Annotated in this window: 11 protein-coding genes and 2 tRNA genes; 8 read left to right on the forward strand and 5 right to left on the reverse strand. The window is 47.3% G+C overall.

The window, feature by feature from the left end:
- The first annotated feature begins 189 nt into the window (after positions 1 to 189).
- The 5 genes from RQM65_RS03410 (at position 190) to RQM65_RS03430 (ending at position 4,944) form a co-directional block, all read left to right on the forward strand.
- On the forward strand, positions 190 to 948 hold the full coding sequence (locus RQM65_RS03410; protein WP_314012747.1) for a hypothetical protein: 759 nt from the start codon (positions 190 to 192) through the stop codon (positions 946 to 948).
- A gap of 42 nt (positions 949 to 990) precedes the next feature.
- A complete protein-coding gene (locus tag RQM65_RS03415) occupies positions 991 to 1,671 on the forward strand; it encodes a hypothetical protein (protein WP_314012749.1) in 681 nt (226 codons plus the stop codon).
- 283 nt (positions 1,672 to 1,954) lie between these two features.
- Complete coding sequence (gene proC / locus RQM65_RS03420; RefSeq protein ID WP_314012751.1) at positions 1,955 to 2,761, forward strand: pyrroline-5-carboxylate reductase; 807 nt, start codon at positions 1,955 to 1,957, stop codon at positions 2,759 to 2,761.
- 2 nt (positions 2,762 to 2,763) lie between these two features.
- On the forward strand, positions 2,764 to 3,534 hold the full coding sequence (gene proB, locus RQM65_RS03425) for a glutamate 5-kinase (RefSeq protein ID WP_314012753.1): 771 nt from the start codon (positions 2,764 to 2,766) through the stop codon (positions 3,532 to 3,534).
- Positions 3,535 to 3,744: 210 nt separating this feature from the next.
- Positions 3,745 to 4,944 carry a glutamate-5-semialdehyde dehydrogenase gene (locus RQM65_RS03430; RefSeq protein ID WP_314012755.1) on the forward strand — a complete coding sequence of 400 codons (1,200 nt, stop codon included), beginning with the start codon at positions 3,745 to 3,747 and terminating at the stop codon, positions 4,942 to 4,944.
- Between the two features lie 101 nt (positions 4,945 to 5,045).
- On the opposite strand, the gene rpsT is transcribed toward RQM65_RS03430, so the two are convergent.
- The 4 genes from rpsT to proS all read right to left on the reverse strand — a co-directional run bounded on the left by rpsT (position 5,046) and on the right by proS (position 7,488).
- A complete protein-coding gene (gene rpsT / locus RQM65_RS03435; RefSeq protein ID WP_314012757.1) occupies positions 5,046 to 5,297 on the reverse strand; it encodes a 30S ribosomal protein S20 in 252 nt (83 codons plus the stop codon).
- 88 nt (positions 5,298 to 5,385) lie between these two features.
- A tRNA-Glu gene (locus tag RQM65_RS03440) sits at positions 5,386 to 5,457 on the reverse strand.
- A gap of 71 nt (positions 5,458 to 5,528) precedes the next feature.
- Positions 5,529 to 5,600, reverse strand: a tRNA-Glu gene (locus RQM65_RS03445).
- A 412-nt stretch (positions 5,601 to 6,012) separates the two neighbouring features.
- Positions 6,013 to 7,488 (reverse strand): proline--tRNA ligase, encoded by a 1,476-nt coding sequence (proS, locus tag RQM65_RS03450; protein ID WP_314012759.1) that lies wholly within the window; start codon positions 7,486 to 7,488, stop codon positions 6,013 to 6,015.
- A 94-nt stretch (positions 7,489 to 7,582) separates the two neighbouring features.
- Here proS and RQM65_RS03455 point away from each other — a divergent pair, with 94 nt between their 5' ends.
- Together RQM65_RS03455 and RQM65_RS03460 are read left to right on the forward strand one after the other, a co-directional pair.
- Positions 7,583 to 8,935: a hypothetical protein gene (locus tag RQM65_RS03455; RefSeq protein ID WP_314012760.1), complete on the forward strand. Its 1,353-nt coding sequence runs from the start codon at positions 7,583 to 7,585 to the stop codon at positions 8,933 to 8,935.
- Between the two features lie 171 nt (positions 8,936 to 9,106).
- Positions 9,107 to 10,621 carry an OmpP1/FadL family transporter gene (locus RQM65_RS03460; protein ID WP_314012762.1) on the forward strand — a complete coding sequence of 505 codons (1,515 nt, stop codon included), beginning with the start codon at positions 9,107 to 9,109 and terminating at the stop codon, positions 10,619 to 10,621.
- A 159-nt stretch (positions 10,622 to 10,780) separates the two neighbouring features.
- On the opposite strand, the gene RQM65_RS03465 is transcribed toward RQM65_RS03460, so the two are convergent.
- Complete coding sequence (locus RQM65_RS03465) at positions 10,781 to 12,217, reverse strand: T9SS type B sorting domain-containing protein (RefSeq protein ID WP_314012764.1); 1,437 nt, start codon at positions 12,215 to 12,217, stop codon at positions 10,781 to 10,783.
- 292 nt (positions 12,218 to 12,509) lie between these two features.
- Between RQM65_RS03465 and folE the strand changes: the two genes are divergently transcribed.
- Positions 12,510 to 13,190: a GTP cyclohydrolase I FolE gene (folE, locus tag RQM65_RS03470; RefSeq protein ID WP_314012766.1), complete on the forward strand. Its 681-nt coding sequence runs from the start codon at positions 12,510 to 12,512 to the stop codon at positions 13,188 to 13,190.
- The last annotated feature ends 15 nt before the right edge of the window (positions 13,191 to 13,205 follow it).

Genomic DNA, 13,205 nt, shown 5'->3' on the forward strand with positions numbered 1-13,205 from the left:
TTCTCATAAAATTTTGGCCACCTACATCCGATTGTAAATGAATTCTTTACGATTTGTTGCGAAGTATCGGTATTTTAAAATATCTTTATAGTCCAAAGAGAAATTCTTCCCCCGCATTTCTACCCCGACCCTGCCCATCCCCCGCAGGCAGCATTTGCATGTTAACAGTTAACCTTAAAACCTCATGTCATGAAGAATGCTCAAAAATTAACATATAAATTGCTTACCGGATTTTTATTATTGGTCGGCCTTCTGGGTTGCGGCGAAATCAAGGATCGGGTCGACGATGACAAAGCGGTCACGGTGGAAGAGGTAGAGGATATGATCATCTCGGACGCCCAGGCGAAGACCAGATATGACAATTACGGCCAACACCGCGGCAGGATTATCGAAATTTACGAGAACAATGGTAGAGAAATCGGCAATTCGACAAATCAGAAAGCACAAAACAATCGATCTGAAAACCAGAACCAACAAGCGGATAACCAAGGCTCGGATAAAAGCTTCGTGCCAGTCCAGTACACCCATTACGACTTTGAAAAATTCAAAAAATACCTCCAGTTCGTCGAACAGGAAACCAAAAAAGCGGGCGCCGATATATCGGAGCTGCGTATTTACTTCGCCAACTATCCTGAAAATGAGGGTGATCGGGACAAGCAAAAAAGAAATACCGTAATGTTCGTACCTACCATTAATGTGGACGGGAAAGAATCGGCCTATTATATTGATGTCGATGACAAAGATGGACGAATGACACCATTTTTACTTACTGATTCATTGCAACGAACGGACAAAGCAGCTCCCAAGGAAATGTTGAAACGCGCAAACAACACGCAAGAGGCCAACCTACTTCCTAATTTTATCCTCCGTCCTGTAACCGCTCCATTTTATGCAGAGCAGAGTGTAATAGGAAATGAGTGGCACCGCAATCCACCGGCTAGCCAGTGATTCTTAGACTTTTCGTAAATTTTTTTCCTATGATCTGATAGTATGCATTTTTTGTCAACCATTGGATTTCACACCATCTATGCCATCGTCCTTGTGGTCTCGCTATGGCGTTATCCGAAATACTATGACACCCCGCTGCGGTTTTTGCCCATATTGTTCCTGTACACCTTTCTGAATGAATTATTAGGGTATCTTATTACGATTGATGAAGATATCGCATTGGTTTTTAGTGATTTGACTGATAATAGTGTTATCTACAATGTGTATTCGATTATTTCGTATCTCTATTATTTATATATTTTTTGGTCCTGTTCAAAAAATCAGGCTTTCCGAAACAATGTGCTGTACGGGAGTTTGATTTTTTTGATATCATGTGTCGTGAATGTTTTTGTTCAAAGCTTTTCATCGGGTCCGCAAACCCTATCCTATTTGGTAGGGGGGTGTATCTTGCTGTACTGTACCCTATCATATCTTCGGTCTTTCTTTGTACTTCCGCAAGAATTCCAGCTGAAACAGAACCTCCTGTTTTGGTTCAGCCTCGGACTCAGCATTTTTTACATCGGATACCTGCCCATAAAAATTTTACGGTTCTTCTCGAATGAGTTCGTTGTAAGTACCACGGTGCGTAACATTCACCTCAGTCTCATTATCTTGATGTATACTCTATTTATTGTCGGCTTTATTAAGATGAGAAGGCCGCTACGAAAAACCATGGAGCGCTAAAAGGACCGTACCATCTCAAATCCCTGACATTATTGCAGTTCCAAATCGACAATATTACAGGGTACTACCGGACAAGGATACAAATCGATCCGTAACGAAAATGGATCCCTGAAATCGATCGGCACCGCTTAACCGCTTCATCATTGGGCTTAAGGGCGCTCTTAGACGAAAGATATTCCAAAATATCACAAAAAAGCTCAAAATCAGTTTCAATAGTGCACGTCTCTGTACGGTTCTTGTGCCATACACAGCGAAATAAATAACGGAACCTAAAAAACTACGGATGAAAGTATTAGTAATTGGCGCAGGGAATATGGGCTTGACCTACGCGGAGGCGATGTCGAAGTCAAAACTGCTCAAGAGACGGAATGTGATGATCTTGGACAATTCCCCCGAAAAAATTCTATCCCTTCAAAAAGTTTCCCATTTCGACGTTTTCGAAAATATGGAAGATTGCTTACCAAAAGCCGATATGGTCTTTATTGCGGTCAAACCCTACCACAGCTCGGAACTTTTTGCCAAAATGAAACCGTTGCTCAATCCGGGTCAGATTATCATCTCGATCATGGCCGGCATCACCATTAAGGTTATGAAAGAGTCGCTGGGCATCGGCAAAGTAGTTCGGGCCATGCCTAACCTTCCGGCGCAGGTAGGCAAGGGCATAACTTCCTATATGGTATCCGACGAGGTGAGCCGCGTAGAATTGCTGACCGTTGAAAACCTATTGGATACCACGGGGACATCTATTCGCGTGCAATCTGAAAATTATATTGATGCCTCTACCGGGATTTCCGGAAGCGGACCGGCCTATGTGTTCTATTTTATGCACAGCATGATGGAGGCCGCCCTAAAGATGGGCTTCTCCAAACATGACTCCAAAGTACTGGTAAGCCAGACTTTTGCGGGTGCCGTAGAGCTGTTTAACCAGTCGGACCTCTCCCCCAATTCCTGGATGGACAAGGTGGCATCGAAAGGCGGTACCACCCGGGCGGCCCTCGATTCCATGGATGACAATAATGTAAAGGATCTCATTGAAGAAGCGGCGTATGCAGCATTCAACAGAGCCGTAGAACTTGGTAAAGAAAAGTAAACATGTACAAGCAAAGAGTAGTTATTAAGGTCGGCACCAACGTAATGACCAATAAGGATAACCGGATCGTTAGGCCCATCTTAAAAAAATTGGTCAAGCAGATTGCCGAACTCTATGAAAACGATATCATGACGGTATTGGTTTCTTCAGGATCGGTCATTGCGGGAATGGAAGTTTTGGGCAATTCGCAAATTTCGGACAAAACCGCTAGAAGGCAGGTGTATTCGGCAATCGGCCAGCCGCGTATGATGCGACTCTACTATAATATATTCAGGGATTACGGGATGAAATGCGCCCAGGTGCTCGCCACCAAGCGGGATTTTAATCCGGGGGTTCATCGCGAGAATATGATCAATTGTTATGAAGGATTGATGGCCGAAGGCGTCGTACCCATTGCCAACGAAGACGATGCGGTTTCCGTAACAAAATCGATGTTCTCCGATAACGACGAGCTGGCAAGCTTGGTCGCGGAACTGATTCAGGCGGATAAATTTATTATATTGACGGATATAGACGGACTCTACACCGGGCATCCGGACGACGAACATACCGAGGTCATAGAAAATGTGGGGGTGGACGAAAATGTGGAGAAATACGTGAAGGAGGTCAAAAAAGGTGAGGCCGAAGGACGCGGCGGCATGGGCTCGAAACTCAGTATCGCCAAGCAGACCGCCGCCAAAAACATACCTACCTTTATCGCCAATGGAAAACGCGACAACATCATTATTGATATTGTGGAAGGCAAACAGGTTGGTACGCGGGTCATGGCGTGAATGGCGGGCGAAGAGGATGAATGACGAAAAGACGAAAGAAAGAAAGACCGGTGATGGAAAGATGAAGTACGTAAGAACGAAAGGGAGAAAAACGGACGGATGCTTGGTGGTGACGTGACAGATGACGTAAGAGGGCGGTTTGCTGAAGGAAGTTGCCTGCCCGAAGCCGAAGCCGAAAATAAATTGTAAAATCTAAAATTAACAACAGACATGAAAATATTGGATACTGCATTAAAAAATAAAGTACTTAATTCGATGATCTCGATTTTGGATGAGGATCGGAACAAAATTTTGGAAGCGAACAAAAAAGACCGTGATCTCTTTAAAAAAGACGATCAAGCCTTATATGACCGTCTCGTGGTTACGGACGAAAAGGTGAATGGGATGATCGCCTCGGTTAAGGAAGTAATGGGACAGGAAGATCCCGTAGGCAAGACAAAATCCGATCGGAAATTGGAGAACGGACTCGAAATCAAAAATAAGACCGCGCCGTTCGGAACGATTATGATTATTTACGAATCCCGCCCCGATGTTACGATCGAAGCCGCCGTGTTGGCATTCAAGGCGAACAATAAAATATTACTTAAAGGCGGTAAAGAGGCCTACCACAGTAACCGCGTACTTGAAGCCTGTTGGCATCGGGCCCTGCAGGAGAACGGGTTGGACAGCGACTGGATCCAACTGCTCAGCATGGATCGGAAGGAAACCCAGGAATTCTTAAAAAATCCTCCCGAAAAACTCGATCTTATCGTGCCCCGCGGCGGGGAGCGCTTGATCGGTTTCGTGAAGGAGCACGCCCAATGTGCCGTATTGGTCAGTGGCCGCGGCAACAATTTTCTTTACGTGGATAAAAATGCGGATTGGAAAATAAGCCTTGACGTTATTCTAAATGCCAAGACCCACAAAATTTCCGCCTGTAATGCCTTGGATAAAATCCTGATCGATACCGCCATACCCGATTATGCGGAAAAGCTCAAGGAGCTTGATTCCTTCTTGAACGAGAACGGAGTTTCCGTAATGGTGGATGAAAAGACCGGGGAGGTTTTAAAAAACAGACCGGTTATTACGGACGAGTCCGTTTGGGAAGAGGAATTCCTAGCTATGAAATGCTGCATCGGCACGGTGGACGGTCTGGACGATGCCATCGAAAAGATAAACACATATTCCGGGGGACATTCCACAACCATCATGACATCGGACAAGGAAGCGGCGGTTAAATTCATGGAACAGGTCGACTCCGCAGCAGTTTACCATAATGCCTCTACCCGATTTACCGACGGAGGTGCCATGGGCGTAGGCGCGGAACTTGCCATCAGCACGGACAAGCTGCACCACAGGGGGCCATTGGGACTCAAGCAATTGGTCACCAACAAATACTACGTGTACGGTGATGGCCAGGTGAGGGTTTAATATGATCAACGCCTCGTACAGCCACAGAAAAAGCCCCAACGGAAAACTTTCGTTGGGGCTTTTCTATTTTAGTCTGCTAACGCGTTAAGCAAATACTGCAATTACAGGGCGGCAACGTGCTTCGCCAACTTGCTCTTTAGGTTCGCCGCTTTGTTATCATGGATAATGTTGCGTTTCGCCAATCGATCGATCATGCTATACACTCCCGGTAACAAGGCCTCGGCATCTTCTTTCTTTTCTTCCTCACGTAACTTTTTAATAGCGTTACGGGTGGTTCTATGCTGATATCTGTTGCGAAGGCGTACTGATTCGTTTCTTCTGATTCGCTTTAATGCGGACTTATGATTTGCCATTTCTTATAGTTATGAGTTATAAGTTATGAGTTATGAGTGAGCCATGAGAACTCTGAACCCATAACTCCTAACCCTCTAACTTGTTCAGTAGCCCGTAGGGGAATCGAACCCCTGTTACCAGGATGAAAACCTGGCGTCCTAACCCCTAGACGAACGGGCCTTTTTAAAATTGTGAGTTATTAGTCAAGAGTGAATAAAACTCCGCACTCTTAGCCCATAACTCGTAAATAGTAGCCCGTAGGGGAATCGAACCCCTGTTACCAGGATGAAAACCTGGCGTCCTAACCCCTAGACGAACGGGCCCTTTACAGGTACGAAGTTAGAAACATGAAGTACAAATTGCATAGTGTGCAGCAATAAAACCTTATACTTCGTACCTCTAACCTCGTACCTATAATTGCGGATGCAAAAATACAATTATTTTTGACTATCGCAAGACCTGCTGATTATTTTTTGCAACCCTCGTCCGTTTCATGTCAAACGCTAACCCAACACCCTAATTTAGGCCGAACGGCTGCTCCATAATTTGATAACTCTGCAAACAAAAAAGGCGGCTCGCCCCATCATTCCGTGAACATCGTGCTGGCGGAGCATCGCGATGCTCCCATCCAATTTGAACTTGGGTCTGTACTGAATTTGAGCTTGTCAACTTGAAATCAAACCTCAAACTTTGAGCCTTGAACTTTAAACCTTGAGCCTTACACCCTACCCCTCGTCAATACGCCTTTGCGAACAGTACCCGGGTTTCCGACGGGGCTCCCGTCACCATACATTTGCCCGCTTCCTTTTCGGCATCGATGGGTATGCAGCGAATCGTTGCCTTGGTCTCGTCCTTAATGTGGTTTTCCGTTTCGAGTGAACCGTCCCAATGTGCTGAAATGAATCCTCCTTTTTCCTCCAGCACTTTTTTGAATTCCTCGTAGCTGTCCACTTCCGTAATATGGGCATCCCGGAAATCCACCGCTTTTTGGAAGATATGTTCTTGGATATCCTCCAGTAAAAATTCGATTTTGGCGACTATCTCGTCCATCGGAACGATTTCCTTGGTCAAGGTATCCCTGCGGGCCACTTCGTAGGTGCCGTTTTGAAGGTCCCGTTGCCCCACCGCCAATCGTACGGGCACGCCTTTCATTTCGTATTCGTTGAACTTGAATCCCGGTTTGTGGGTGTCCCTATTATCGAACTTGACCGAGATGCCCTTGGCACGGAGCTCCTTGACCAGCGGTTCTATTTTTTGGGAAATAGCGTCCAACTGTTCCGTTCCCTTATAGATCGGTACGATGACCACTTGAATGGGGGCCAGCTTGGGCGGCAATACGAGTCCGTTATCATCGCTGTGGGTCATGATCAGGGCCCCCATCAAACGGGTCGAAACGCCCCAAGAGGTCGCCCAAACATGCTCTTGCTTGCCTTCTTTCGTGGCAAATTTCACATCAAAGGCCTTAGCAAAATTCTGTCCCAAAAAATGCGATGTCCCTGCCTGTAAGGCCCTGGTATCTTGCATCAAGGCCTCGATACAATAGGTCTCGACGGCCCCGGCAAACCGCTCGCTTTCCGTTTTAGTGCCTTTGATGACCGGCATGGCCATATGGTTCTCGGCGAATTCCGCGTACACGTTCATCATCCGTTCGGCCTCTTCCAAAGCCTCTTGTTCGGTCGCGTGCGCAGTATGGCCTTCCTGCCATAGAAATTCCGCGGTACGAAGAAAGAGCCGGGTCCGCATTTCCCAGCGTACGACATTGGCCCATTGGTTGATCAAGAGAGGTAGGTCACGGTACGATTGTATCCATCTTCTATAGGTATCCCAAATAATGGTTTCGGAGGTAGGTCTTACGATCAGTTCCTCCTCGAGTTTGGCCATAGGATCGACGATAATTCCGCTGCCATCTTCGGCATTCTTTAGCCGATAGTGGGTCACTACGGCGCACTCCTTAGCAAATCCTTCTACGTGACTGGCCTCTTTGCTCAAATAGGATTTTGGAATGAACAGTGGAAAATAAGCATTTTCATGTCCCGTTTCCTTGAACATCCTATCCAACTCCCCCTGCATTTTTTCCCATATGGCGAATCCGTATGGTTTGATCACCATACAGCCCCTGACCCCGGAGTTCTCCGCTAGATCGGCCCCCACCACTAATTCATTGTACCATTTGGAATAATCTTCGCTGCGTTTCGTTAACCTTTTACCCATGTGCTGTAGTTTGGCATAAAACTTGTTTCTAATAACTAAAATAATTGGGTAAAACTAGTTATTTTTACTATGTTCAACAACAAAACTCGCACCCATGATATATTCGCTACCCCTTATTAAAATCCGTATTGCGGCCCTTTTCGCCCTGTCAGGGATTGTACTGGCCTCTTGCGGATCATATCAGTCCGCTTCCTACTACGACAACGACGGCATTTACTCCAGTGACAACCAGTCTACTGTGGAAAGACCGCAAAAAAAGCAAGAAGTCGGGAACGAAGCCTATGCCAATTATTTCGGGCAGCAGGCCGACCAGTACCAAGAGGCCTTGGACAGTGAAATCTTTACCGATATCGATTCATACAGCAGCACGGCCGACATGGAAAACGACAGTATTCCTGAAGACCAACTGACGAACTATTATGACAATGGCAACGATTACGCCGGTTATGCCGCTTGGGGCGACAATACCACCGATGTGACCATCAATGTTTATGACAATAGCTGGGGATGGGGCGGTTTCGGTTTCGGTTCCCCTTGGCTTTACAATTCATATGGCTGGGGCGGTTATGGCCTCGGATGGGGGGGCTATTACAACCCGGTATGGAGATATGGTTACAGGCCTTGGGGCTACGGATACCGGCCTTGGGGATGGGGCGGATACTACGGCTATGGCTACGCAGGATATTATGGAGGTTACGGAACCTGGGTACCACATTATGGATATTATCACGGTCACCACAACAGATATTATGGTTATAATAATTATGGACAAAGGAGCTTTGCCCATAACGCTACAAGAAGAGGGTATTACCGCAACACCAATGCGATAACCGGAAACGGTACAAGATACGCAAGCAACACCCGGTCGAACCTTGACCGAACCCGCTCTACGCCCCGGTACACCGCAAACAGCTCAAGGTCAAGTGCAAACCGAAGTTCCGCCAAGGCTAGCACCAATAGAAAAAGTTCGACTACTGCACGGAGAGCCGTCAGTGTGGACAGAAATCGGTCGTACCGAACTAGCAGAAGTACCCGCGCAACGCCCAACTATAATCGTTCATCAAGAAGCGGAAAAACAACCTATAGAAGTTCATCGCCACGCAGCAGTACGGCCCGCTCTACGGCGCCACGAAGTTCGACCTATCGCAGCTCGGGCACAAGAACCCGTAGCAGTAGCGGTACGTACAGGAGCTCGAGCCCCAGAAGCAATTCTTCGTACCGAAGTTCTTCGTCACGACGCAGTAACAGCGGCTACCGTTCTTCCGGAAATCGTAGCTCCAGCCGCAGTAGTGGTTATCGAAGCTCCGGCAGCAGTTCAAGAAGCTCCGGTAGCGTGAGAAGTTCCAGTGGATCTTCCAGGAGTTCGGGCAGTGTACGAAGTTCAGGTGGTTCTTCGAGGAGTTCCAGCGGTTCGTCCCGCTCATCGGGCGGAAGTAGAGGGCACTAAACCGTTCACCGGTCAGACCTAAATCAAGGTAGGTATAATGCTCAAGTCCCTTTTTCCCTGAGTTCCTGTTAAATTTTTAATTCCATCTTTTACCTAAGTAATTGTTGAACATTGAAGATTCAATGGGAAAGTTCTTTTAAAAATTCCAAATACTTATAAAAATTGCTTAGTATGAAAAGACTTTTAACCTTCTTGGCGCTGTCCATCTGCGCAATGACCAGTGCACAGACTATTGACGACGTACTGCGCTACAGCACGGAAAATCTACAGGGCACCCCCCGTTTTCAAGGCATGGGCGGTGCCTTTGGCGCTTTAGGGGGCGACTTATCAGCCCTAAGTGCCAACCCCGCGGGAAGTGCCGTGTTCAACAATAGTGTGTTCAGTTTTACGGGCACTTATTTCGACCGCAAGGCCAAAGCGGACTATCTGGGTAGCCGAACCGATGACAAATCCAACTCATTGGATATTAATCAGGTAGGCGGCGCACTCGTATTCAAGTCCAATAATCCGGATTCAAAATGGAAAAAAATATCCGCGGCGTTCAACTATGATATGATGCAGAATTACGACGATCGCATCTATATAGCGGGAACCGGTAATGAGGGAATCGATAAGTACTTCCTGAACTACGCCGATGGTATTGCGGCCGAGGATATTCGAACCTTGGAGAACGAGACCCTCACCGATGCCTATTTGGATATCGGGGCCACCCCGAATCTCGGCTACAGTGCACAACAGGCTTTTTTGGGCTTTCAAGCAGGTATTATCGACCCCGAACCCAATGATGATACTGAGACCACTTACATCTCGAATGCCGATTATAACGAGCTTTCACAGAATTTTCGCCAGACCGTTTCGGGGCAGAACGGCAAGTTCACTATCAACGGGGCCGCCCAGTACGGCGATAACTTTTACTTTGGGGCCTCCTTGAATTTTTACAACGTATTATACGATAGGCTTGACCGGTACCATGAAGAATATATCGATACCAATTCCAACGTCACCCGTGCCACCTTTGAGAATTTGTTGGAGACCGAGGGCGGCGGATTTTCCTTCGGATTGGGTGCGATGGGAAAACTGGGCGATTTCATTAGACTGGGCGCAAGCTATCAGTCCCCCACCTGGTATCGTCTGACGGACAACCTTTCGCAACGCATTGCCTCGAACTATCCGAACCGTGCGCCGGAAATCGATAGATCACCATTTTTAGGAACCACTATTTTCGATTATCAAATCAAGACCCCCGGCAAATTTACCGGGAGCATTGCCGCAGTTTTCGGCAAGAACGGACTCTTGAGTTTTGACTATGGATATCAGGATTATTCGAAGGCGGAGTTGCGTCCCACGACCGATGCTTTTTTCTCGGACCAAAACGCCGCGATTTCGGAAAATTTGGACGCAGTATCCACGTTTAGGGTAGGCGGGGAATACCGAATTCAAAGACTAAGTCTAAGAGCTGGATACCGCTACCAGCAAAGTCCTTATGGAAGCGGAAAAATCATCGGGGACTTCAACGCCATCTCAGGGGGACTCGGCTACAACTTTGGGGGCAGCCGCTTGGATTTTGCAATCAATCGTACCGAACAGGATGTGCTCCGCTATTTGGCAGAAACTGGAATCAACGCCCCCGCGCTAGTCAATAAAGTCAATATGCACTACAGCTTGGGGTACACCCTTAATTTCTAAAACGCTTGTCTTTTCTTCATAGGGTGTAAGGCGGCCGGTTTGGGTTTCGAAACGGATAATGTCGTGGTAACTGTGGACTCCATCTTACAATTGCCCTGCCCTACCTTGAGAGCGGGAGTAAAAAGTTCTTATTTTAAAACAGCGGATGGATTGGCGAGCTCAGCGCTTCAACGAAAAGTGGGTCCGGGTAGATTTCGCTACCAGTGGACCATCTTCCTGCCCTCCGTGTTCCAGCCGAAACCAGTAATCGGACGAAGGCAACGGAACGCCCATAAAGGTTCCGTCCCAATCCAAATTCACCCCTAATTGGGCCAATAATCTTCCATATCTATCATACACAAAAACCAAGGGATCGGTCAAGGTCTCGATGCCTTTAATGTTCCAGGTGTCATTGGCACCATCGGCGTTCGGCGTAAAGAACTTCGGATAGCCCACCACTAAAAAATCCTGCGCGCTACTGGTTCCGCATCCGTTCTTATCGTTGATAATTACCGTATTAACCCCCGGCGGTACGTTGTCAAAAACCGAGTCATCCTGAAATTCCCCTCCGTTGACGGCATATTCGTAATCGCTATCACCATCTGCAAAAATCTCGATAGAGTTTTGATTCGGATCCAGGCTCAAGTTGGAATTCAACAACTCGACCCGGTCCAAAGCGGGCGTTCCGTAGAACGTAATCAGGATGTCATCCGTGACATGGCCGAAACTGGTAGTAATATCAACATGGTAGCGTCCGGAATTGGGACTTATCACGGTAATATCCGTAGCCGAGGGTCCAGAGCCCAGCGGGGCATCGATGGTACCATCATCATCGTAGTCCACCGTCCAGGCTACGTTAACGATATCGGGTCCTGCAGGAGAGTTGAGGACGGTCAACGGAATGTCGGGATCTCCCTCACACGCAACGATATCCAATCCTAAAAACTCGTCCCTCAGGGTGCAATCCAATGCACTATTCTGATCGGCATCCACCGAACTCCCCGTAAAGGTGAGCCGAAAAGGTTCGACCTCGTCATCGAAATTGGTATTGAAATTATTTATGAGGATGTAATACATCTCTCCCGGCTGCACCTCAAGCCATGGAGCATAGGTGTTGCCATTGCCCTCCGTTACGTCATCGACAAAAACGCCGCCTTCCTGTCCGCTAACAGGGTTTACCCCGATACCTGTAAAGTTAGTAGTATTGACTTCGTAGTTACAGGCGGCCACAGGGGCCGTACCGTTACTGATGGCATTACAATCGGGATCCGGACCGAACACGATAAAGTCCCATTCCGCCGTTGGGGTACCCGAACCACTCACCGGCAAAGCTTCGATATCGAAACCGACCTGCCCGCCCGTTCCGGCACGAAATACGAACCATGAAGCGTTGTTTTCAATATTGGCGGAACTCACACTTCCCTTTTCGAGACAGTCGTACAGGCGTATGACCTCGGGATCGAAATCATCGATATCGCCACTGCCGTCGGCGTAGCCCATGATAGGGGCATCGGCACAGACAGGAATGGCCGTCCGGCAATCGGGGGAGTTTTGCGCCCGTGATCCCGAACAAAAAAGAAAGAGCAAGGTTGAGAAGACCAAGAAGTGATTTCGCATATTAGGGAGACTATCGAAAATTCTACCTAGCTATAACTATTTCAAGGACTATTTAGTATGTTTCAACGGAGAAAATTGGCGGTTGGTCAGGAAAATAGAAGTGAATTTCTTAACATCAATTTATAGAGGGTATCGCCGGGTTGAAACCATAAAGTGCTATATTATGCGTATCTTCGCACCCGTTTAAAAGTGGGATAAAAAACAATGTGCACCAATGGCCATCTTTCCCGAAATTTTCGACGGATCTCGATACTAAAAAAGATGGTAATACGGTTATAGTTTAAGGATGCTTATGAAATTAGACAACACCTTGCAGAAAAAATATGAAGATACGGGCGACGACCATGTCTCCGCTGCCGAGGAAACACCCCTACGGGAAGACGCCTTCGCTTTGGAAGATTCCGAAAAAATTGCCCATATCCGCCAAAATGTGCGTGAGATTATGCTGACATTGGGCCTTGACCTCGATGACGACAGCCTGAAGGGTACACCACAGCGGGTGGCAAAAATGTATGTCCAAGAAGTTTTCGGGGGATTGCACCCGGATAAAAAGCCAAAGGCATCGACTTTTGCCAATAAGTACAAATACGGCGAGATGCTGGTAGAGAAAAATATCACGGTGTACTCCACCTGTGAGCATCACCTATTGCCCATTGTCGGCAAGGCCCATATCGCCTACATTTCGAACGGCACCGTAGTGGGTCTTTCGAAAATGAACCGTATCGTTGACTATTTCGCCAAACGTCCCCAAGTACAGGAGCGTCTGAATATACAGATCGTACGAGAACTTCAAGAAGTGCTGGGCACCGACGATGTCGCCTGCGTCATCGACGCCAAACACCTCTGCGTAAATTCACGGGGAATTCGCGATATCGAAAGCAGTACCGTGACCGCGGAATACGGCGGAAAATTTAAAAACGAGGAAACCCGTCGGGAATTTTTGGACTATATTAATCTGGACACCCATTTTTAAGCCCTACATTACCTT

The sequence above is a fragment of the Pricia mediterranea genome (genome assembly GCF_032248455.1).
Taxonomy (GTDB): domain Bacteria; phylum Bacteroidota; class Bacteroidia; order Flavobacteriales; family Flavobacteriaceae; genus Pricia; species Pricia mediterranea.

Bases quoted from the DNA above. Each gene is read 5' to 3' on its own strand.
- RQM65_RS03410 (WP_314012747.1), top strand. From the start codon at position 190: ATGAAGAATGCTCAAAAATTAACATATAAATTGCTTACCGGATTTTTA.
- RQM65_RS03455 (WP_314012760.1), top strand. From the start codon at position 7,583: ATGATATATTCGCTACCCCTTATTAAAATCCGTATTGCGGCCCTTTTC.
- RQM65_RS03430 (WP_314012755.1), top strand. From the start codon at position 3,745: ATGAAAATATTGGATACTGCATTAAAAAATAAAGTACTTAATTCGATG.
- proS (WP_314012759.1), bottom strand. From the start codon at position 7,488: ATGGGTAAAAGGTTAACGAAACGCAGCGAAGATTATTCCAAATGGTAC.
- RQM65_RS03465 (WP_314012764.1), bottom strand. From the start codon at position 12,217: ATGCGAAATCACTTCTTGGTCTTCTCAACCTTGCTCTTTCTTTTTTGT.
- rpsT (WP_314012757.1), bottom strand. From the start codon at position 5,297: ATGGCAAATCATAAGTCCGCATTAAAGCGAATCAGAAGAAACGAATCA.
- proC (WP_314012751.1), top strand. From the start codon at position 1,955: ATGAAAGTATTAGTAATTGGCGCAGGGAATATGGGCTTGACCTACGCG.
- RQM65_RS03415 (WP_314012749.1), top strand. From the start codon at position 991: ATGCATTTTTTGTCAACCATTGGATTTCACACCATCTATGCCATCGTC.
- folE (WP_314012766.1), top strand. From the start codon at position 12,510: ATGAAATTAGACAACACCTTGCAGAAAAAATATGAAGATACGGGCGAC.
- RQM65_RS03460 (WP_314012762.1), top strand. From the start codon at position 9,107: ATGAAAAGACTTTTAACCTTCTTGGCGCTGTCCATCTGCGCAATGACC.
- proB (WP_314012753.1), top strand. From the start codon at position 2,764: ATGTACAAGCAAAGAGTAGTTATTAAGGTCGGCACCAACGTAATGACC.